The following is a 20573-nucleotide window of genomic DNA, read 5'->3' as shown; positions in this document are numbered from 1 at the left end:
GGCCTCAGTGGGTCACATGCACGTTATGGAATTGCAGGGCCGCCAGGTTGGCGTAGATGCCGCCCAGCGCCACCAGCGACTGGTGGGTGCCGGTCTCCACGATCTTGCCGTCTTCCATGACGATGATGCGGTCGGCGCGCTGTACGGTGGCCAGGCGGTGCGCGATGATGATGGTGGTGCGGCCCACCATGGCCGCTTCCAGCGCGCCTTGCACCAGGCGTTCGGATTCCGCATCCAGCGCGCTGGTGGCTTCGTCCAGCAGCAGCAGCGGCGGGTTTTTCAGCAGGGCGCGCGCGATGGCGATGCGCTGGCGTTGGCCGCCCGACAAACGCACGCCGCGCTCGCCCAGGAAGGACTTGTAGCCGTGCGGCAGGCGCTCAATGAACTCGTGGGCGGCGGCCAGGCGCGCCGCTTCGATCACTTCCTGGTCGGTGGCGTCGGCGCGGCCGTAGCGGATATTTTCCATCGCATCGGCTGAGAAGATCACCGTATCCTGCGGCACGATGCCGATGGCGCCGCGCAGGGTGTGCAGGTCGAGCAGGCGGATATCGGCGCCGTCCAGGCGGATGGCGCCGGATTGCGGATCGTAGAAACGCAACAGCATCTGGAACAGGGTGGTTTTGCCGGCGCCGGAAGGGCCGACCACGGCGACCGTCTCACCCGGCTTGATGTCGAGCGTGACGTGGTCCAGTGCCAGGGTGTCCGGGCGCGACGGGTAGCTGAAAGACACGTCATGCAGGCTCAGGGCCGCGCCATTGGCGGCGCGCGCTGGCAGGGCTTGCGGCTGCGCCGGGTCCTGGATGTCGGAGCGCACGGCCAGCAGTTCCAGCAGACGCTCGGTGGCGCCGGCGGCGCGCTGGGCCTCGCCCATCACTTCGGACAGGGCGCCGATGGAGCCGGCCACGATCGAGGCGTACAGGATGAACTGCCCCAGGTCGCCGCCGGTCATCGCCCCTTCCAGCACGGCGTGGGCGCCCAGCCAGAGTACGAAGACGATGGTGCCAAACACCAGCACGATGGCCAGCATGGTCAGGAAGGCGCGCGCCTGGATGCGCCGCATGGCGGTGGCGAAAGCACCTTCGACAGAGCCGCCAAAGCGTTGTGCTTCCAGTTTTTCATGGGTGAAGGCCTGCACGGTCGGCATGGCGTTCAGGATTTCGCCAGCCATGGCGGAGGCGTCGGCCACGCGGTCCTGCGAGTCGCGCGAGAGCTTGCGCACGCGGCGGCCGAACACCACGATCGGCAGCACGGTCAGCACCAGCAGGCCGAGGATGATGGAGGACAGCTTCACGCTGGTCACGAACAGCATCACCAGGCCGCCCAGGAACAGCAGCATATTGCGCAGCGCCATGGAGATGCTGGTGCCGACCACGCTCTGGATCAGGGTGGTGTCGGTGGTCAGGCGCGACAGCACCTCGCCGGTCTTGGTGGTTTCGAAGAACTCGGGACTCTGCCGCACGACGTGCGAGTACACGGCGCTGCGGATATCGGCCGTAACCCGTTCGCCCAGCCAGGACACGCTGTAAAAGCGCGCCGCCGTGGCCAGCGCCAGGATCGTGGCCACCGCAAACAGGGCCACGAAAACTGAATTGACATGGTCCGCGCTGCGCACGCCCGCGTCGGCGCCGAAGCCCAGGTCGATCATCTGCTTGAACGCATAGGGGATCGCCAGGGTGGCGCCGGCCGCCACGACCAGGGCGATGCCGGCGACGATGAATCGGCTGCGATAGGGCTTGAGGAACGGCAGCAGGCCTTTGAAGGCAGCCAGGCTGCCTTTTTTGAGTTCTCGTGCTTCTGGTTGACCGGTGGTGGTGGTGCTCATGCGTGTTCTACGTTCTTGTTCAAAGTTTTATCGGACTGGCATAACCCGTCATCTCCAGGTAGCCGCGCCCTGCGGGCTTGCCGCCGCGGCTTACCGTGATCGCGCCTTCCCAGTACACCGCGCCGGTCGAGCGGCGCGAATCCAGCTCCTGGTCGTGCTGCAAGGGGCTGGCCAGCCACGTTTCGGGGCCGGTGGCGATCAGGGTGGCGACGGGATACTCGGCATGCGTGCGCGGCGATTTCCAGCGCACTTGCGGGGTAAAACTGACCTGGTCCTGCGAATGGTGCGTGATCTTACCGGATGCATCGCGCCATGTCGCGTGGGCCCATAGTCTACCACCTCGGCGGTCCCTGATCTGGAATGCCATGAGGGCGCCGCCGTCGGTCAGGTTTACGCCCACCCAATCCCAGCCCGCTGCGGCCGGATCCAGCACTTCGCTGGACCATTCGTGATCGAGCCAGGTGCTGCCTTGCACGGCTTGCGCGGCGGCGCCACGGCGGGCCAGGGTACCGCTGGTGCGCAGGTGGGGCTTGCTATAGTAATAACTCGCTTGCGCGGCTTGCGGGCCCTTGCGCGAGAAGCCTGCGTCGCCTTGCAGCAGGACGGGCTGGGTCGGCGCGAGTTGCAGCTTGAGGGTGAATTCGGCGGCGTCGATGTCGATATGATAAGTGCCGTCGGCGGCGCGGCGCATGCGCCAGCTATCCAGCTGGACGTCGGTGTCTGCGCTGGATGCGCCGGCCAGGCCGAAGCCGGCACGCACCGTGCGCTGGTCGTGCAGCAGTTTGCCATGGGCCGGGTCGGACAGGGCGGCATGGGCCACGATGATGTCTTTCGGCGCGAACTTGCTCGGGTTGTCGCGGCCATGGCCGGTGCCGCTGCGGAAGAAGGTGACCTGGTAGCCGAGCTGCTTGCCGTCCGGCGTGGCGAGCCAGCCGGTGGCGTACCACCATTCGGTCTTGAAGCCGGGGTGGGAGCCGTAGTCGCGCGGGAATTGCAGCTGGACGCCGGGCCTGACGGGCGTGAATTCAGCCGCCTGGGCGATGCGTAGCGGCCAGGCCAGCAGCAGGAGCAGGCAAACCAGCGCGCGCATCACCAGTCCTCCCGCACGGCGCGCACTGGGCCGGACGACAGGGCCTGGCGTCCCGCGAGCAGCGCGGTCACCGTGGCGGACAGCAGGAGTGCGGCGGCGACGGTGGCGAGCAAGGGCCAGGGATAATGCATTTGCATGGTCCAGTGGAAGGATTGCGGGTTGATCACGTGTACCAGCACCAGACTGATAAGCCAGCCCAGCGCGAAGCCGGCCAGGATGCCGAGGGCGGTGAGGGCGCTGCCTTCCAGCGCCAGTATGCCGAGGATCTGGCGCCGCGTGACGCCGACGTGGCGCAGCATGCCGAACTCGCGGCTGCGCGCAAGGGTTTGCGCGGAGAAGGTGGCGGCCACCCCGAACAGGCCGATCAGGATGGCAATGCCTTCCAGCAGGTAGGTGACGGCGAAGCTGCGGTCGAAGATTCTCAGGGTGAGGTTGCGGATCTCGGATGGGACGCTGGTTTCCAGCGTGGCGCCGAAGGGGAGGGCGCGTATGCCTTCCTGCACCTGCGCGGTGCTGGCGCCCTTGGCGAGCCAGATCGCCACGTCGGCGGCTTCGCGGTCGCCGGTTATGGCGATATAGTCCGCACGGCGGATGATCACCGCGCCCGCCGCCCGCGCGTAATCGCGCCAGATGCCCGCCACCCGGAACGCGCGCAGTTGGCCACCCAGAGGCAGCCGCAGCGTGTCGCCGGGCCGCAGCGCGTACAGATCCGCCATCGCCTCCGAGACCCACGCCGCCCGACCTGCGCCGTGCGCTGCCGCGGCCTCGTTCACGAGGATCATGGCGCTGCCGGGATCGTCGGGGGCGATGTCGCGCGCCAGAATGGCAATATTGGGGCGGTCGGGCGCGAGCGAGACGGAGCGCACGCGCATGAATTCGAGCCTTGCCACGCCGGGCATCTTGCGCAGGGCATCCTGCTCGGACGGGGACAGCCCGCCGCCCAAGCTGCCGGACGTTGTGCTGCGCGCGTACACGTCCGCCGGCAGGATCCGCAGCACCCACTCGTCGACCGAGGTGCGGAAACTGGCCACCATGATGGCCATCGCCACCATCAGGCTGAAGCTCGCCAGCACCCCGCCCAGCGCGATCCCGGCCTGGCCGGAGGCATTGGCCAGCCGCGTGAGTGCCAGCGCAACGACCGGCCCGCGCGTCGCCGCGGTGCCGGCTGCAGTGGCGCGCTTGCCTCCCGCGAGGGTGCGAAACGCCATGCCCGACAAGCGCGGCATCAGCGCGATCGCGCCGACCAGCAGCAAGGCAATCGACAAATAGCCGAACAAGGGCAGCTCGAACAGCGGCGGCGCGAACGCCATTGCGCCGGCCAGCGCCAGGCACACCAGGCCCGGCCAGGGGCGCGCCAATGGCCGCAGCGCCGTCTCGTCCGTGCCAGCCTTGAGCGCCACCGCCGGGCGGGCGCGTGCCGCGTCCATGGCGGGCGCCAGGCCGCCCAGCAGCGCCACGCCGAGACCCAGCGCAAAATACAGCAGCGCCGCCGCCGGCGCCCATTGCACTGCCGGCTGCACCCCTGCGAAATAGCCCGCGCCAAGGTCGCCGCCGAACAAGCGCAGTACAGCCGCCGCCAGCGCATAGCCGCCAGCAATGCCCAACGCCGCCCCCACGCTGCCCAGCAGCGCCCCTTCCAGCAGCACCTGCCGCAGCAACTGCTTGCGCTCCAGTCCCAGCACCCGCAGCAAGGCGAACTCGCTGCGCCGCCGCAGCACGGACAAGGCCTGCGAAGAGAAGACCAGGAAGGCGCCGGTGAACAGCGCCACCAGCGCCAGTACGCTCAGGTTGACGCGATAGGCGCGGCTCAGGTTCGTGTTGCGGCTCTCCTGGTCGGCGTCGTTCGGTTGCCTGACCCGGAAGCGCCCCGGGAAATCGCGCCCAAGCTGCGCCTCCAGCGCACGCTCGAACGCGCCGCGATCGACGCCGTCGCGCAGCTTCAGGTCGACGCGCGACAAGCGGCCAAGCCGTTGGAACTGCCACTGCGCCGCAGCGACATCCATCACCGCCAAGCGTTGCCCCACGCGCGCCCGCTGCAGCGAACCGGCCACCCGCAATGGCGGCGCGGCGCCGCCCGCGGCCAGGCGCAAAGGCGCACCAGGCTGCAGCTTCAGCCACTGCATCGCCGCCGGCGAAAGGAAAATGGCATCATCCGCCAGCGTGTCGTAAGGCTGGTCCTCGCCGGGAGCGCCGATCAAGTCGGGCGTGATAAAGCCCGCGCGGAACACGTCCAGCCCGATGATGCGCAGGCTCTCCCGTCCGCCCGGCAACGGCGCCTCGAATTCCAGCACTGGCGACGCCACCGCGACCTCCGGCAGGCGCGCCAAAACCGGATAAATCGCCTCGTCAAAGGTCGACTCGGTGCCGGCGACCTGGATGTCGGCCTGGCCGGACAAGCTGCGGATAGCGCTGGAAAATTCGTTCAGCGCCGCCGCATTTACCAGGTGGATGGCGAACCCCAGTGCCACGCCGATCGCAATCGCCGCAATAGCGGTCAGCGCCCGCACCGGGTGCGCGCGCCATTCTCCGACCGCCAGCCAGCGCGTCAGCCGCCGCATTCCAGCTGAACGATCTCGGACGCGCGCTTAGCCTTCAGTTTCGAACGCTCCATATGCTGCACGGTGCCGCCGCGCGCGTCCTCCTCCGCCCACTTCTGCTGCAACTGCAGCTTTTTGCACTTCTTATTGTGGGCGGCGACGGCACGCGCCTCTGCCAGCGACTCGCGCTCCTCGCGCGCTTCGCGCTTGCGGCGTTCCCCGGCCAGCTTGTTGGCTTCGCGCGCCTGGCGCTTCAAGTCCGCCGCAGCGGCGGGATCGGGCGGCGGCGCCGGCGGCACCGCAATGGTGGTGGCAACGCCTTTCTCGCATGGCTGCTGCGAGTAGCTGATCTTGCCGTCAACGGAGCACTTGTGCAGGGCTTCAGCCCCTGCAGGAAGGGCCATCGCCAACAGCAGCAAGGGCAGGAGTTTCATAGGATTTTCCCGGGATTCATCAAGCCCAGCGGATCAAGTGCGGCTTTTATCGCGCGCATCAGGGTCAGTTCCACCGGCGATTTATACCGCGCCAGTTCGTCGCGCTTCAATGCGCCGATGCCATGTTCGGCCGATATGGAGCCGCCAAAAACGGCGACCGAATCGTGCACCACACGGTTGACCGCTCCCTGGCTACGCAGGAAGTCTTCGTGCGCCACGCCGGGCGGCGGGGCGACATTGAAATGCAGGTTGCCGTCGCCCAGGTGGCCGAAGCACACCAGCTGGCAGCCGGGGAAGGCCGCCTGCAACTGCGGTTCGGTGGCGGCAATAAATTCAGCAATCGAAGAAACCGGCAGCGAAATATCATGCTTGATATTCTTGCCGTCCGCCGCCTGCGCCAGCGGGATGTGCTCGCGCAAGTCCCACAGCCCGCGCGACTGGGCCGCCGAACTGGCAACCACCGCATCCTGCGCCGCGCCGTCCGCCAGCGCAGCGCCCAGCGCGCGCTCCAGCAGGCCTGCCGCATGCGCCTCCGATTCGCTGCTGGAGAGCTCCAGCAAGGCGTACTGCCGGTAATGGGTGGGTAATGGCTGCTGCAAAGCCGGGAAGTGCTTCGCCACCAGCTGCAGGCAAAACGCCGACATCAGCTCAAAGCCCGTCAGGCTGGCCGCGCAATGGTCCTGCATGATGGAGAGCAGCCGCGAGGCCTGCGCCGGCGACTCCATGGCCGCCAGCGCCGTAACGGTGGCCTTTGGCTGCGGATACAGTTTCAGCACCGCGCCGGTAATGATGCCCAGCGTGCCTTCCGCCCCGATAAACAGGTCGCGCAGGTCGTACCCGGTATTGTCCTTGCGCAGTCCGCGCAGTCCCGACCAGACCTCGCCCTGCGCCGTCACGACCTCCAGCCCCAGGCAAAGCTCGCGCGTATTGCCGTAGCGCAGAACCGCGGTGCCACCCGCATTGGTGGAAAGATTGCCGCCGATGGTGCAACTGCCTTCCGCCGCAAGGGACAGCGGGAACAGGCAGCCCTGCGCGGCCGCTGCTTCCTGCGCCTGCTGCAGGATCACGCCCGCATCGACCGTCATGGTGCGGTTGACCGCATCCACCTGGCGTATTGTCCGCATGCGCGAAAGCGACAGCAGCACGGAGCCGCCGCCGGCATCGGGCACGCTGCCCAGCACCAGGCCGGTATTGCCGCCCTGGGGAACGATCGGGACGCGCGCCTGCACGCATAGCCGCACGATGGCGGCAACCTGTTCGGTATCGGCTGGCCGCAGCACGGCCAGCGCGCGCCCGGTAAAGCGCCCGCGCCAGTCGCGCAGGTAGGGCGCCATGCCCGCCTCGTCGGCGATGACATGGGGCTCGCCCAGCAAGGCGCGGCAGGCGGCGAGGAAGGCCGGCTTATCCATGATTACCGGGTCTTGCTGGTGTTGACCTTCTCCAGCAGTTCGCGCGCGGCCTGTTTGGCGGCCTGCTTATAAGGCCGCACATACAGGATGGCGCACAGGAAGTAGACCACCACAATGGCCGCCTCGCCCCAGCCCAGCCATGGCATGCTCTTGTCGCTCCAGCCGCGCACCACGCCTTCGGTGAAGTACAGCAGGATCATCATCGAGGTCCACTGCAGTGTATAGATGTCGCGCTTGATCACGCCCAGCAGCGGGAACAGCAGCGGCACTGCTTTCAGCACCATCCACGAACCGCCCGGTTTCAAGGGCGCGATCCACATTTCCCACGCCACGCACCAGCCGATGAGCAAAACCAGGCTGCCGATGGCGCCCCAATGGAAAAGTTTGTGTTTGATGCTGTTCATGATTACCCCCGCAACTTCACGGCCGCCTCGGCCAGCCGGCGTCCCATCGCGAGCGCCAGGCGTTTTTCATCTTCCGTGATCGGCTTTTTGCCGTCCAATCCCGACCAGTGGGTGGGGCCGTAGGGCGAACCGCCGCTGCTGGTCGTCATCAACTCCGGATGGGTATAGGGCAAGCCCATCACCATCATGCCATGGTGCAGCAAGGGCACCATCATCGTCAGCAGGGTCGACTCCTGGCCGCCGTGCTGGCTGCCGGTCGACGTGAAAACGCAGGCCGGCTTGCCGGACAAGGTGCCGGACAGCCATTGCGCCGATGTGCCATCCCAAAAATACTTCATTGCCGCCGCCATATTGCCAAAACGGGTAGGGGAGCCCAGCGCCAGCGCTGCGCATTCCTCCAGGTCCTGCAGTTCCACGTAGGGCGCGCCTTCCAGCGGCACTTCCGGCCCGGTCGCTTCCGTCACGGTGGAAACGGCGGGCACGGTGCGCAGGCGGGCGTCGCAACCGGGCACCGATTCAATGCCCTGGGCAATCAGCTCCGCCAGTTTGCGCACGGAGCCGTGCCGGGAATAATACAAAACAAGAATTGTGAGGTTAGTTCGGTTCATCAGCGCTATTATATGGCCCTTTACCGAGTAGCATAAAGATCAACAACAACAGCAGATGGTTCTAAATTCCCTATACAACAATGTGGCGCGCGCCTGCACGCGCGGCGTGGCCGAGCTGCGCGCCTTGTCCTCGAGCGAATTGCGCGACCTGCTGCAGTTTGCCCGGCGCCGCCTGCGCCAGGAAAGCCTGCCCCAGGTGGCGGGCGGCCTGACCTTCACCACCGTGTTCGCCCTGGTGCCGGTGCTGACGATCGCGCTGGCTATTTTCACGACCTTCCCGATGTTCAATACCTTCCGCTCGGCGCTGGAGGCGTATTTCATCAAGAGCGTGATGCCGAAGGCGATCTCCAACACCATTCTCAGCTACCTGACCATGTTTGCCTCCAAGGCAACACGACTATCGGCGGTGGGGGCGGTGATGCTGGTGCTGACGTCCGTGGCCATGCTGAGCATGATCGAGCGCGCCTTCAACCGCATCTGGCGGGTCAAGAACGAGCGCCGCTTCGTGCGGCGGGTGCTGGTCTATTGGGCGCTGGTGACGCTCGGGCCTTTGCTGGTGGGCGTCTCGCTTTCGCTGTCCAGCCATATTTTCGACGCCACCAGCGACCTGATCGGGGCGGTGACCGGGCCGATCTTCTACACCTTGCTGTCGATCTTGCTGACGACCGTGGCCTTCACCTTGCTGTATATGACGGTGCCCAACCGCACGGTGGACTGGCGCGATGCGCTGTGCGGCGGTGCGCTGGCGGCGGTGGCGTTCGAGCTGGCCAAGCGCGGTTTTGCGGTGTTCATCACCCAGGTGCCGACGTATTCCAAGATCTACGGCGCGCTGGCGGCCTTGCCGCTGTTCCTGCTCTGGATCTACGTTTCCTGGCTGATTACGCTGCTGGGCGCCTTGCTGACGGCGGCGCTGCCGGTCGTCAAATACGAGCGCTGGTGGTACGAAGCGGTGCCGGGCGGCGAGTTTGTCGACGCCATGGCGGTGCTGCGCGTGCTGCACGAGGCGCGCGAGCGGGGCGATACTGCCGCCGTCAGTTCCGCCGAGATGCGGGGGCGCACCCGGATTGGCTTTGACGAGATGGATGCGCTGCTGGAACGCATGGTGGCGCCGGGCTGGGTGGCGAAGGTCAAGATCGCGCCACCGCCGCGCGTGCAGTTCGGCAAACGGGTCAGCGAGGGCGCCGACAACTGGGTATTGCTCGCCAATGTCAACAAGGTGACGGTGGCCGACGTCTATCGCCTGTTCGTGTTCGGCGGCATGGCGCTGAACGCCGCTGTGGTGGCCGATTCGGACGATGAGCTGGACCGCGCAGCCAGCCGCGATGCCGCCATGCTGGCGCGCCAGGTCGAAACGGCAGTGGAATCCGGGCTGGGCGTGAGCCTGGCCGAACACTTCGCGGCGGCTTAACGCAGGAAGGCCGCCAGCGCGTCCAGTACCGCGTCCGGCTGCTCGGCCATCATCTGGTGGCCGGCATCCACCGTGACGGTGCGGGCACCCGGCAGCGCCGCCAGTAAAGCCTTGCTGCTGCGCGGCGGCGTCATCATATCCTTGCCGCCGAAGATGAACTGCACCGGGCAGCGCACGCTGGCCGCCGCCGCATCCCCATTGGCATAGGCATTGCAGGCCGTGAAATCGGTATGGAACAGCCCCGGCTCACCCTGCGCCGAAATGCGCTCCATCAGCCGCTTCGACATGCCCATGACCGAAAAACCGGGCCCCGGGCAGGATGGTTTTTGCGCCATCGAACTGTGCGACCAGATGTTCACCATATCAATCGCGTCGCTCTCCGCGTTCAGGGCCGCGTCCAGCAAGGCATCCGACACTTTCATTGGGTAGGTGCAGCCGAGCAGCGCCAGCCGCGTGATGCGCTCGGGGGCCTGGTGCGCCGCCTCCAGCGCAATCAGGGAGCCCATGCTGTGCCCGACCAGGGCCGCCTGGCGCGCGCCCGCCGCGTCCAGCACCGAGAGCAGCCAGGCCGCCATTTCCTCCACGCTGCGTTTGGCCGGGCCGGAGCTGCGGCCATGCCCCGGCAGGTCCAGCGCCAGCACGCCAAAGCCATGGTGCGCCAGGTAGCGCGACTGCAGCGCCCACACCGAATGGTCATTCTGCGCGCCGTGGATGAACACCACGGTCGGCAGCGCCGGGTCGAACGCCTTACCCCCGGTATAGCAATAGGAATCGCCAAGTATCATGCTCAAGCGCCTTTCTGCGAAGCTTTGAGCCCGCGCGCCAGGTCTTCCAGCAGGTCGTCGGCGTCTTCCAGCCCGACCGACAGGCGCATGGTGCCCTCTGCGATGCCGGCGGCAGCCAGCTGTTCGGACGGCACCCGGAAATGGGTGGTGGAAGCAGGGTGGATCACCAGCGAACGCGCATCGCCCACATTGGCCAGGTGCGAGAACACTTTCAGGCTGTCGACAAAGCGCTTGCCCGCCGCCCGGTCGCCCTTGAGCGTGAAGGACAGCACCGCGCCCGCGCCCTTGGGCAGCAAACGCGCCGCCAGCGCGCGGTCCGGATGCGAATCCAGCTCCGGATAGACGACCGATTCCACTGCCGGCTGGGCCGCCAGGAACTCCGCCACCCGCCGCGTATTGGCCACATGCCGGTCCATGCGCACGCCCAGGGTTTCGATCCCTTGCAGGATCGCAAAGGCATTGTGCGGACTCATGGCCGCGCCGAAATCGCGCAAGCCCTCGCGCCGCGCCCGCAGGGCGAAGGCGCCCACTGTCGACTCCTCGGCAAAGACCATGCCGTGGAAGCCGTCATACGGCTCGCACAGTTCAGCGAAGCGCCCGGTGGCGTTATAGGCCGCCTGCCAGTCGAAGGTGCCGCCGTCCAGCAGCACGCCGCCGATGGCCGTACCATGCCCGCACAGGAACTTGGTGGCCGAGTGGAACAGCAGGTCGGCGCCGTGCTCGAAAGGCCGCAGCAGGTAGGGCGTGGTGAAGGTCGCATCCACCATCAAAGGCAGATGGGCCTCATGCGCGATGGCCGCAATCGAGGGGATATCCAGCACATCCAGCCCCGGATTGCCCAGCGTTTCGCCGAACAGCACCTTGGTAGTGGGCCGGATCGCCGCACGCCAGGCGTCCAGGTCGCGCGGATCGACGAACGTCGTCTCAATGCCGAAACGGCGCAAGGTGTAGCCCAGCAGGTTGTGGGACCCGCCGTACAGCGCGCGCGAAGCCACGATATGCGAGCCCGCGCCGGCAATGGTGGCCAGGCCCAGGTGCATGGCCGCCTGCCCGCTGGCCGTGGCAATGCCCGCCACGCCGCCTTCCAGCGCCGCCATCCGCTCTTCCAGCACCGCATTGGTCGGGTTGGAAATGCGCGAATACACATGGCCGGCGCGTTCCATATTGAACAGCGCCGCCGCGTGCTCCGAGTCGCGGAATGCGAACGAGGAGGTGAAATGGATGGGGACTGCGCGGCTGCCGGTGGATGGATCGGGCGTTGTGCCGGCATGCAGGGCCAGGGTATCGAAACCGGGATAGTTTGGTTTGCTCATAGCCATCATGCTATCGTGTTATTTATACTATGAATACTGTTGCGTATCGATTAATCCCAAACTGGATTTTTCACTTGGCATACGCTAAATTCGATGGTAAGGCTTACAATAAAACCATAATCACCAAGGACAGGACGGCCCAAAATGAAAGTCTCCGAAATTCTCCAAGTCAAAGGGAACATCCTCTATACGATCACGCCGGACCAGCCGCTGGTGGAAGCTGCCAATACGATGGCCGAAAAAGACATCGGTTCTTTGGTGGTAATGGAGTATGGCGACCTGGTTGGCATGCTCACCTTCCGCGAAGTGCTGAAGGCCCTGCATTCGAACCAGGGCTCCGTGGGCGGCGGCACGGTGCGCAAGCACATGGACGACCACCCGATCACGGTCACCCCGGACACCGAAGTCAACGAAGTGCGCCGCATCATGCTGGAAAAGCACGCGCGCTACCTGCCGGTCATGAACGCCAAGACCCTGCTGGGTGTGATTTCCTTCTACGACGTCGCGCGCGCCGTGCTGGAAGCGCAAAGCTTCGAAAACCGCATGCTGAAAGCCTACATCCGCGACTGGCCGGCGGAGCAGGAAGAGCGCTCGGAGAGTTAAGAAAAAAATCGGGACGAAAAAATAGGGACGTACCCCATTTTTTGAACTTCAAAAAAATGGGGTACGTCCCTATTTTTTATTACGCGACGCCGGCGAGCGCGTCGTTACTGAGCCAGCCTGACAGGGCTTCCCCGGTCATCGGGCGGGCGAACAGGAATCCCTGGGCCAGCGGGCAACCCAGGTTGTGCAGGATCTGCGCCTGGCGTTCGTCTTCCACCCCTTCCGCAATCACCGCCAGGCCCAGGTTGCGGCCTAGCTGCACCACCATTTCGGCAATGCTGCTGCCGCGCGCGGAGTTGGTAATTTCGGTGACGAAGGCGCGGTCGATCTTGAGGCGGTCGATCTGCAAACGCTGCAGGTAGGACAGGGACGAGAAACCGGTGCCGAAATCGTCGATCGCGATGGTGACGCCGGTCTGCTTGATCTGCGCCAGCATCTTGATCAGCATGTCCGGCTCTTCCATCGCCATCGATTCGGTGATCTCCAGTTCCACGTACTCGGGCGGCGCGCCGGTATCGTGCAGGGCGTTGCGCAGGGTGTCCAGGAAGTGCGGGTGGCGGAACTGCACTTGCGAGACGTTGATCGACATGGTGAATTCGGTGTGGCCGGCGGCGCGCAGCGCAACCAGCTCCTGCATCGCCGTGCGCATGACCCATTCGCCAATGTCGATGATCAGGCCCGAATATTCCGCAATCGGGATGAAGCGGTCGGGCGAGACGAACTTGCCGTCCGGGGTCTGCCAGCGCAGCAGCGCCTCGGCGCCCATGGCGCGGCGCGAGTCCAGGTCGACCTGCGGTTGGTAGACGACAAAGAGTTGGTTCTGGCTGAAACCGGTACGCAAGGCGTGCATCATGCGCACCCGCTCGCGGATTTCCACGCCCATGCTGCGCGAGAAGTAGAAGTGGCCGGTGCGCTGCTGGCTCTTGGCGCGTTTCAGCGCGATGTCGGCGTCTTTCAGCGCGTCGGCGCCGCTGCCATCGTGTTCGCACAGGCGCACCAGGCCGAGCGTGGCGGAGAGCTGCACGTCCTGGCCGTCGATGCTGAAGGCGGTGGTGAACAGGTTGAGGATACTGGGCGGATTGACCTGGCCGGCGTCGCCCAGTACGCAGAAAATGTCGCCGCCAATGCGCGCCACGGTGAGCTGCTTGCCCAGGTTGTTCTGCAGGCGCGCGGCGACGGCCGACAGCAGCAGGTCGCCGAATTCGTGCCCCAGGGCGTCGTTGGTTTCGGCAAAGTGGTCCAGGTCGACCAGGCAGAGCGTGGCGTCCTGCTTGGCCGGGCCGGCCAGGGTGGCGTCCAGGATCTCGATCAGGCGCGTGCGGTTCGGCAGTTTGGACAGGTTGTCGTAGAAGGCCGCCGTGTGCAGGTGCGACACCAGTTCCACATTGTCCAGGCCCACGGCCACATTGCTGCAGAAGACTTCCAGCAGGCTCGCTTCCAGCGCGGTCGGGGCGCGCTCCACATCCATGAAGGCGACGAAAGTGCGGCTGGCCTTGCCGGCGAAGTAGAGGGTGATGGTGTGGTCGCCGTAGACATTGCGGCGCGCGGCCAGGCAGTCTTCCATGGCCTTGTGCACGCGCGCGTCTTCCGCTGCAGTGAGGATGCTGCTTGACAGGGCGTGGTGGTGGCCGGTGGTAGCCATCACCACCAGTTCGTGGCAGCCGGCGTCCGGGCATTCCTGCACGCACAGCACACCGTGCGCCGTCTGGCCTAACAGCTCGGCGATCTGCGTCAGCACGCCGGAAGCGTAATTCTGCACGCCATGCAGCGCCATCAACTCGGTACTGGCTTGCACGATGCGCGACAGGCCGCGCCGGCTCTCGTTGATATTGCGGATCTGTTCATAGGAGCGGATCGCGGCGGTCACCGTGGTGAACAGCTTGATGCGGGTCAGCTCCGACTTGGTCTTGTAATCGTTGATGTCGAAATCGCGGATGGCGTCGATCTCGGGCGCGTAGCCGGGCTGCCCGGTGCGCAGGATGATGCGCACGTCGGCCAGCTTCAGTGTTTCGCGGATATAGCGCACCAGGTGCAAACCGGCGTCATCCTGCTCCATGACCACGTCGAGCAGGATCACGGCGATTTCCTGTTCGTGTTTGAGCATTTCGCGCGCCTGGGCGGCGGAATAGGCGTGTACGAACTCCAGGGGGCGATGCTGCATGTCCAGGTTGCCGAGGGCGAACGTGGTCGTCGAATGGACGTCTTCGTCGTCATCGATAATCATCACGCGCCAGACATTGCGCTGTGTGCTGGGAACTGGCTGAGCCGTTTGCTCTTCTAAGAAAACCAGATCATCCTGATCGTCGTGGCCGCCGTCCGGCGCCGTGATCGAAGGGGGCATGTGTCGCTTCTCCAAGGGGACTCGGTGTTCTTACAAACTAGTATATAGCGAATTGTTCCTGAGAACGACCATTAAAACACTTTCCACTGAGTTAACGAATAGCGGTGTGATAGTTTCGCCATAGTTGTGGTCAAAACAGCTACTTCCTGCGAGTTTTACTATATCCGGTTAGAATGGGGAGTTTCTCCAGTCACTCTCGCTCCTCATCATGTCCGGCAATTCCTTTGGCAAGCTGTTCACCGTTACCACCTTTGGCGAATCCCACGGCCCTGCAATCGGCTGCGTGATTGATGGCTGCCCGCCGGGCCTGGCCCTGTCGGAAGCCGACATCCAGCCGGAGCTGGACCGCCGCAAGCCGGGCACCTCGCGCCACGTGACGCAGCGCCAGGAGCCGGACACGGTGCAGATCCTGTCGGGCGTGTACCAGGGCGTGACCACCGGCACCCCGATTGCGCTGCTGATCAAGAACGAGGACCAGCGCAGCAAGGACTACGGCAATATCGCCGAGAGCTTCCGCCCCGGCCATGCCGACTACACCTATTGGCACAAGTACGGCGTGCGCGACCCGCGCGGCGGCGGCCGTTCCTCGGCGCGCCTGACCGCCCCGGTGGTGGGCGCGGCGGCCATCGCCAAGAAGTGGTTGAAGGAGAAGTACGGCACCGAGTTCGCCGGCTGCATGAGCCAATTGGGCGAGATCGAGGTGCCGTTCGAGAGTTTCGAGCACGTGCCTTCCAACCCCTTCTTCGCCGCCACCTCGGACGCGGCCCTGATCGAGCGCATGGAAGACTATATGGACGCCCTGCGCAAGGACGGCGACTCCATCGGCGCCCGCATCGACGTGGTGGCGCGCAATGTGCCGGTCGGCCTGGGCCAGCCGATTTATGACAAGCTGGACGCCGACATCGCCTACGCCATGATGGGCATTAACGCGGTGAAGGGCGTGGAGATCGGCGCCGGCTTCGACAGCGTGGCGCAGCGCGGCTCCGAGCATGGCGACGAACTGACCCCGCAAGGCTTTGTCGGCAACAATGCCGGCGGCGTATTGGGCGGCATTTCGACCGGCCAGGACATCACCGTGTCGATCGCCATCAAACCCACTTCCTCCATTCGCACCCCGCGCCGCTCCATCGACAAGGACGGCAACCCGGTCATGGTGGAGACCTTCGGCCGCCACGATCCATGCGTGGGCATCCGCGCCACCCCGATTGCGGAAGCCATGCTGGCCCTGGTGCTGATCGATCACGCGCTGATGCATCGCGCCCAGTGCGGTGATGTGAGCGTGGCGACTCCCGACATCGGCAAGGCGTGATCCCGGCCCAGGCTTTCGGGTTCGCGCTTTTCCTCTTCTGTTATTACGCCTACGCCGGTACTTTTTCCACCTACGCCAGCCTGTATTTCCAGGGCAAGGGGATGTCGGTAGCCGAAATCGGCGTGCTGATGTCGCTGATCCAGGTGCTGCGCATCTTCGGCCCCAATGTCTGGGGCTATGTGGCGGACCACTCCGAGCGGCGCGTCTTTGTGTTGCGCCTGACCGGCGCCGCCGCCCTGGTCACATTTTCCGGCTTCATCTTCGGCTCCAGCTTTGCCCACTTCTTCGCGGCCATGGTGCTGGTCAACCTGTTTACCAGCGCCCAGGGCCCGATCTGCGAAGCGCTGATGCTGTCCGAAATGCGCGGCGACCTCACATACTACGGCCGCATCCGCCTCTGGGGTTCGATCGGCTTTATCGTGACCGTGATGCTGGCGTCCTTCCTGATGGACTGGCAGGGCACGGACGCCCTGGTCTGGTTCTGCGGCGTGCTGCTGGTCTTTGTGCTGGGCGCCGCCTTCCGCCTGAAGGAAGTGCCGCGCATGCAGCACGTGGGCAAGCCGCCGGCCTTGCTGGCGGTACTGCGGCGCAAGGAGGTGCTGGCGTTCTTCGCCTCCACCGCGCTGATGGTCGCGGCCCATAGCTCGCTTTACACCTTCTATTCGCTGTACCTGGAAAAGCAGGGCTACAGCAAGACCGTGACGGGCCTGATGTGGTCTGTCGGCGTGGTGGCCGAAGTGCTGCTGTTCTATTTCCAGGCGCCGCTGTTCAAGCGCTGGGGCGCGAAGAGGCTGATGTTCGCCTGCTTCGCCTTTGGTGTGGTGCGCTTCGCGCTGATCGGTGCCGCGCCGCACACCCTGGCCTTGCTGGTGCTGGCGCAGGTCATGCACGCAGCCACCTTCGCGCTACACCACTCGGCGTCGGTGCAAACCATGCAGCGCTGGTTCGGCGGTGCGCTGCAGGCGCGCGGCCAGGCGCTGTACATCAGCATCTCATACGGCATCGGCGCCACGGCGGGCAGCCTGGGGCTGACCCAGGCCTGGCAAGCGACGGGGGCGCAATCGATCTATTTCGTGGCGTCGGGACTGGTGGCGCTGGGCGCTGGTGCGGCAGCGCTCAGCTACCGCTGGCAGCGCTGACCCGGCTTACGCGGCGCGGTTGACGGTATCGATCTGGAGGCGGCGCTCGGCCGCTTTCATCACCAGCGAACGGATGTCGTTCAGCAGCGAGAACTCGGTCGGGCTGAGATGGATGGCGGGGAAGGAATCGTCCCAGTCGCCGTACATGAAGCCGGTCGGCTGGCCGTTGGAGCACAGCGGCAGGATCACGAAGCTGCGCGCGTCGCTCAACGTATCGCGCCACCAGGCGGGCAGCTTGGCGGCGAACTTGGGGTCGGCGGCATTCTCGATAAAGATCACGCGGTCGCTGTTCAGGGCAGCATGGAAGACATTCGGCTCATACGCATCCGGGAACTGCATCACCGGCAAGTGTTCGCGCACGCCATCGCCCAGGCACATGCGCGCGACATACTTGCCATCGCGCCGGTTGCGCACGAATGCGACCGAACGGCTGAACTGCAGGCCCTTGAAGACGGTTTCCAGCGCGATCGACACCATTTGCCCGGCGCTGGCGGTATCCAGCGAATCGCGCATATCGGACAGGCCGCTCAGGAGGATGTTGTTGCCGGCGGCGCGCTGGCGGGTTTGCGCCAGCGCCTTGGCGCGGCGCTCGGCCGGCTTGGACAGCGGCGCAATCGACAAATCGCTGGCCGCCACCACCTTGGCTTGTTCAATCGCCTGCGCCAGCTTGTCGGCGCTGACGCCGATCATGCGCGAGTAGCGCGCGGTGATGCGGCGCACTTCGTCCGCGCCTTCCTCGCTATCGTGCCACAGGGCCCCGGCGCAAATGGAGGACATGGTCGAAACGCCCGCCACCCAGTCTTCATGGCTCAATGGTTCGGGCGGCGCATCTTCCGCCGGCGGTTCCAGCGTGCGCATGCCCTGAATCAGGTTCGCCGGAAGGCCCCAGTGCTGCGCAGCCGCGCGGCCAATATCCTGCAGGCTCAGGCCCAGTATCTCGATGGCCGCCGCATCTTCCTTGCCGACGCCAGTCGCCTGCTGCAGCGCGGTCCAGCGTTCCGGCATGTAGAAGGTGACCATCATGCGGCCCATGGTGTGCAGCATGGAGCAGACCACGGCTTCCTCGCCATGACGGCTCTCCGCCGTCGCCGACACCTCGCGCGCGACAATGCCCGCCAGGACGGCTTTTTCCATCTCAATATGGGCCAGACCGGAGTCCGGCGACACCACGGACAATTCCTCGATCAGCTTCAGGCCCAGGGCCAGGTGGCCGATCGCCTCCGTGCCCAGTACCAGCACGGCCTTGCTGACGGTATTGATATGCTGGCCGAAAGCGGAGTACATGCCGCTATTGGCCAGGCGCAGCACCTTCTGCGTCAGGACCGGGTCCGACAGCACGGTGCGCGCCATATCGAATTCTTTTTCATCCTCGCCGCGCATGGCGCCCAGGATGGAGGTGATCGCCTTGGCGAAGCCCGGCATATCGCCCTGCAGGCGCGTGCGTTCCCACAAGGTGGCCAGGGTTTGCTTGCCCAGCGCGCTCATTGCAGCACCTGCCGCGGTTCTTCGTTCGCCTGGTGTTCCGGCATGAGCGCTGCATAGGTGCGCTCTTTCAGCGCGGCCAACGCCGTATGCGCCGCCATCGGACGGCCGGTCAGGAAGCCCTGCACATACTGGCAGCCGCCTTTTTCAACATATTGCAGCTGGTCCTCGGTTTCCACGCCCTCGGCCACCACGGACAGGCTCAGGTGCTTGGCCAGGTCGAGCACGGCGTTGCAGATGGCGCCGTCCTTGTCTGAACCAGGCAGGTCGCGGATAAACGTGCGGTCGATCTTCAATACCGAAATCGGGAAGCGCTTCAGGTAGGACAGGGAGGAGTAGCCGGTGCCAAAATCGTCGATTGCGATGCGGGCCTTGCGTTCCGCCATTTTGGACAAGATCATCTCGGCATGCACTGGATCGATCATCAGCGTGCCTTCAGTAATTTCTAACACCAATTGTTCACCAGGCAGGCCGGAAAAGGCCAGTGCATCATCAAGTACATCCAGGAATTTATCGTTGCGGAATTGCCGCGGGCTGATATTAACAGATATATATAGCGGCCGTTTAGCCACTTCCTGGAAGTGCTTCAACTGCACGCAGGCCGACTTCAGCGCCCATGCGCCCAGCAGGTTGATCAGGCCATTGGTTTCTGCGATCGGAATGAAGCGGCCCGGCGGCACCATGCCCAGGGTAGGGTGCTTCCAACGCATCAGGGTCTCGAAGCCCTCGATCTCGCGCGTGCCGGAATTCACGATCGGCTGGTAGTACAGCAGGAACTCGCCCTCGCGCACGGCCTGGAACATGGCCGCCTCCAGCGAGATATCGTGCTCCGGCGGACCGCTCTGGCGCTGGCTGTAGACCACGCAGCGCGCCTTGCCGGTTCCCTTGGCGCGCGACATGGCCGCATCGGCCAGGGCCACCAGGCGTACCTCGTCTTCCGCATGTTCCGGATAGATCGACACGCCGAGCGAAGCGCTGACGTAGATCGTGTGCTGCTCCACCTCGAACGGCGACTGCAGTGTGGCCAGCAAGCGCCCGGTCACCAGCTTGATCTGCGCATCGTTGTATGTGCCCGGCAGCACGGCCACGAATTCATCGCCGCCAACGCGCGCCAGGGTATCGCTGTCGCGCAGGGTCTTGCGCAGGCGCGCCGCCGCCATTTTCAGCACGGCGTCGCCGACCGGATGGCCCAGGCCGTCGTTGACTTTCTTAAAGCTGTCGAGGCCGATGGTGGCGACCGCAAAGCCCTGGCCGGAACGGCGCGCCTGGGCGATGGTCATGCGCAGGCGGTCCGTCAGCAGCAGGCGGTTGGGCAGCTCGGTCAGGCCATCGTGGGTGGCCATGTGGCGCAGGCGTTCCTCGGTCGCATGCTGCGCCGTCATGTCGCGGCCCACCACCAGCAGCTCGAATGCCTTGTTCGGCGTGGCGTAGCTGCTGACGCGCAGCTCAAACCAGATTTCCTGCTCGGGGGTCTTGAGGCGGACTTCGGCGCGGTTGGCACCGCGGGCCTGGATGGATTCGGAGAAGGCGGACTTCAGTGCTGCGTGATCGAGGTCGGAAATCAAGGCCAGGAAGGGCAGGCCTTCGAGCTCCCTGCCATTGCCCAGCAGGTTGCTGCTGCGCTGGCTGGCGAACAGTATTTGCCCCATCAGGTTCAGCCGGAACACGACATCGCCTGCTTCCTCAAGCAGGATGTTTGCCTCATGATGCGATGTCGGTAAGGGCACTGTCGGGGAGCTGGAAAGCATTGTTGCGCTCGATTCTTTCTTTCAGGTCGTAACCAGAGAGAAATGTAACACTTAAAGCTCATGTTTTACATGAAAACCGTCAACATTCAGCCATGTTTTTAGGAAATTTCTTTGCTCGTAATCAGTTTGGAACCGAATACG

At 65.0% G+C, this 20573-nt stretch carries 16 protein-coding genes; 4 read left to right on the top strand and 12 right to left on the bottom strand.

Annotated elements, in window-relative coordinates; all coding sequences use genetic code 11:
• Positions 1-4 precede the first annotated feature (4 nt).
• The 7 genes from GTP41_RS16780 to wrbA are packed head-to-tail and all read right to left on the bottom strand — an operon-like array spanning position 5 to position 8304.
• The gene (locus GTP41_RS16780; protein WP_161026720.1) at positions 5-1822 is read right to left on the bottom strand and encodes an ABC transporter transmembrane domain-containing protein; all 1818 of its coding nucleotides are present in this window, start codon (positions 1820-1822) and stop codon (positions 5-7) included.
• A 19-nt stretch (positions 1823-1841) separates the two neighbouring features.
• On the bottom strand, positions 1842-2912 hold the full coding sequence (locus GTP41_RS16775; protein WP_161026719.1) for a lipocalin-like domain-containing protein: 1071 nt from the start codon (positions 2910-2912) through the stop codon (positions 1842-1844).
• Positions 2912-5470 carry an FtsX-like permease family protein gene (locus tag GTP41_RS16770; protein ID WP_161026718.1) on the bottom strand — a complete coding sequence of 853 codons (2559 nt, stop codon included), beginning with the start codon at positions 5468-5470 and terminating at the stop codon, positions 2912-2914. The genes GTP41_RS16775 and GTP41_RS16770 overlap by 1 nt, the downstream gene beginning before the upstream one ends.
• Positions 5458-5883 carry a DUF4124 domain-containing protein gene (locus tag GTP41_RS16765; RefSeq protein WP_161026717.1) on the bottom strand — a complete coding sequence of 142 codons (426 nt, stop codon included), beginning with the start codon at positions 5881-5883 and terminating at the stop codon, positions 5458-5460. The genes GTP41_RS16770 and GTP41_RS16765 overlap by 13 nt, the downstream gene beginning before the upstream one ends.
• Complete coding sequence (locus GTP41_RS16760; RefSeq protein WP_161026716.1) at positions 5880-7292, bottom strand: FAD-binding oxidoreductase; 1413 nt, start codon at positions 7290-7292, stop codon at positions 5880-5882. Before GTP41_RS16760 ends, GTP41_RS16765 begins: the two co-directional genes overlap by 4 nt.
• Before the next feature lie 2 nt (positions 7293-7294).
• Positions 7295-7696, bottom strand: coding sequence for a DUF2069 domain-containing protein (locus tag GTP41_RS16755; protein WP_161026715.1), 402 nt, complete (start codon positions 7694-7696; stop codon positions 7295-7297).
• A gap of 2 nt (positions 7697-7698) precedes the next feature.
• The gene (wrbA, locus tag GTP41_RS16750) at positions 7699-8304 is read right to left on the bottom strand and encodes an NAD(P)H:quinone oxidoreductase (RefSeq protein ID WP_161026714.1); all 606 of its coding nucleotides are present in this window, start codon (positions 8302-8304) and stop codon (positions 7699-7701) included.
• A 55-nt stretch (positions 8305-8359) separates the two neighbouring features.
• On the opposite strand from wrbA, the gene GTP41_RS16745 reads away from it, so the two are divergent.
• Positions 8360-9712: a YihY family inner membrane protein gene (locus GTP41_RS16745; protein WP_161026713.1), complete on the top strand. Its 1353-nt coding sequence runs from the start codon at positions 8360-8362 to the stop codon at positions 9710-9712.
• Here the strand turns inward: GTP41_RS16745 and GTP41_RS16740 are convergent.
• The gene (locus GTP41_RS16740) at positions 9709-10497 is read right to left on the bottom strand and encodes an alpha/beta fold hydrolase (RefSeq protein ID WP_161026712.1); all 789 of its coding nucleotides are present in this window, start codon (positions 10495-10497) and stop codon (positions 9709-9711) included. The genes GTP41_RS16745 and GTP41_RS16740 overlap by 4 nt on opposite strands.
• A 2-nt stretch (positions 10498-10499) precedes the next feature.
• Entirely contained in the window at positions 10500-11810 is a 1311-nt protein-coding gene (locus tag GTP41_RS16735; protein WP_161026711.1) for an O-acetylhomoserine aminocarboxypropyltransferase, read from the bottom strand.
• A gap of 144 nt (positions 11811-11954) precedes the next feature.
• Between GTP41_RS16735 and GTP41_RS16730 the strand changes: the two genes are divergently transcribed.
• On the top strand, positions 11955-12413 hold the full coding sequence (locus GTP41_RS16730) for a CBS domain-containing protein (protein WP_161026710.1): 459 nt from the start codon (positions 11955-11957) through the stop codon (positions 12411-12413).
• A 79-nt stretch (positions 12414-12492) separates the two neighbouring features.
• Here the strand turns inward: GTP41_RS16730 and GTP41_RS16725 are convergent, their stop codons facing one another.
• Positions 12493-14754 (bottom strand): GGDEF/EAL domain-containing response regulator, encoded by a 2262-nt coding sequence (locus GTP41_RS16725; RefSeq protein ID WP_161026709.1) that lies wholly within the window; start codon positions 14752-14754, stop codon positions 12493-12495.
• A 208-nt stretch (positions 14755-14962) separates the two neighbouring features.
• Between GTP41_RS16725 and aroC the strand changes: the two genes are divergently transcribed.
• On the top strand, positions 14963-16063 hold the full coding sequence (aroC, locus tag GTP41_RS16720) for a chorismate synthase (RefSeq protein WP_161026708.1): 1101 nt from the start codon (positions 14963-14965) through the stop codon (positions 16061-16063).
• Positions 16060-17202 carry an MFS transporter gene (locus GTP41_RS16715; protein WP_371867367.1) on the top strand — a complete coding sequence of 381 codons (1143 nt, stop codon included), beginning with the start codon at positions 16060-16062 and terminating at the stop codon, positions 17200-17202. The genes aroC and GTP41_RS16715 overlap by 4 nt, the downstream gene beginning before the upstream one ends.
• A 6-nt stretch (positions 17203-17208) precedes the next feature.
• Here GTP41_RS16715 and GTP41_RS16710 read toward each other — a convergent pair whose 3' ends face one another.
• Both GTP41_RS16710 and GTP41_RS16705 read right to left on the bottom strand, forming a co-directional pair.
• A complete protein-coding gene (locus tag GTP41_RS16710; protein ID WP_229502917.1) occupies positions 17209-18687 on the bottom strand; it encodes an HDOD domain-containing protein in 1479 nt (492 codons plus the stop codon).
• The gene (locus GTP41_RS16705; RefSeq protein ID WP_161026707.1) at positions 18684-20432 is read right to left on the bottom strand and encodes a putative bifunctional diguanylate cyclase/phosphodiesterase; all 1749 of its coding nucleotides are present in this window, start codon (positions 20430-20432) and stop codon (positions 18684-18686) included. Before GTP41_RS16705 ends, GTP41_RS16710 begins: the two co-directional genes overlap by 4 nt.
• Positions 20433-20573: the final 141 nt, after the last annotated feature.

Origin of the sequence: Pseudoduganella guangdongensis, from assembly GCF_009857475.1 — a bacterium.
GTDB lineage: Bacteria > Pseudomonadota > Gammaproteobacteria > Burkholderiales > Burkholderiaceae_D > Rugamonas > Rugamonas guangdongensis.
Note: the sequence above shows the minus strand (reverse complement) of the source record. Positions and strands in the feature narration are given on the sequence as shown.

Bases quoted from the DNA above. Each gene is read 5' to 3' on its own strand.
- GTP41_RS16705 (WP_161026707.1), bottom strand. From the start codon at position 20,432: ATGCTTTCCAGCTCCCCGACAGTGCCCTTACCGACATCGCATCATGAG.
- GTP41_RS16765 (WP_161026717.1), bottom strand. From the start codon at position 5,883: ATGAAACTCCTGCCCTTGCTGCTGTTGGCGATGGCCCTTCCTGCAGGG.
- GTP41_RS16735 (WP_161026711.1), bottom strand. From the start codon at position 11,810: ATGAGCAAACCAAACTATCCCGGTTTCGATACCCTGGCCCTGCATGCC.
- GTP41_RS16745 (WP_161026713.1), top strand. From the start codon at position 8,360: ATGGTTCTAAATTCCCTATACAACAATGTGGCGCGCGCCTGCACGCGC.
- GTP41_RS16725 (WP_161026709.1), bottom strand. From the start codon at position 14,754: ATGCCCCCTTCGATCACGGCGCCGGACGGCGGCCACGACGATCAGGAT.
- aroC (WP_161026708.1), top strand. From the start codon at position 14,963: ATGTCCGGCAATTCCTTTGGCAAGCTGTTCACCGTTACCACCTTTGGC.
- GTP41_RS16740 (WP_161026712.1), bottom strand. From the start codon at position 10,497: ATGATACTTGGCGATTCCTATTGCTATACCGGGGGTAAGGCGTTCGAC.
- GTP41_RS16780 (WP_161026720.1), bottom strand. From the start codon at position 1,822: ATGAGCACCACCACCACCGGTCAACCAGAAGCACGAGAACTCAAAAAA.
- GTP41_RS16730 (WP_161026710.1), top strand. From the start codon at position 11,955: ATGAAAGTCTCCGAAATTCTCCAAGTCAAAGGGAACATCCTCTATACG.
- GTP41_RS16755 (WP_161026715.1), bottom strand. From the start codon at position 7,696: ATGAACAGCATCAAACACAAACTTTTCCATTGGGGCGCCATCGGCAGC.
- wrbA (WP_161026714.1), bottom strand. From the start codon at position 8,304: ATGAACCGAACTAACCTCACAATTCTTGTTTTGTATTATTCCCGGCAC.
- GTP41_RS16770 (WP_161026718.1), bottom strand. From the start codon at position 5,470: ATGCGGCGGCTGACGCGCTGGCTGGCGGTCGGAGAATGGCGCGCGCAC.
- GTP41_RS16760 (WP_161026716.1), bottom strand. From the start codon at position 7,292: ATGGATAAGCCGGCCTTCCTCGCCGCCTGCCGCGCCTTGCTGGGCGAG.
- GTP41_RS16775 (WP_161026719.1), bottom strand. From the start codon at position 2,912: ATGCGCGCGCTGGTTTGCCTGCTCCTGCTGCTGGCCTGGCCGCTACGC.
- GTP41_RS16710 (WP_229502917.1), bottom strand. From the start codon at position 18,687: ATGAGCGCGCTGGGCAAGCAAACCCTGGCCACCTTGTGGGAACGCACG.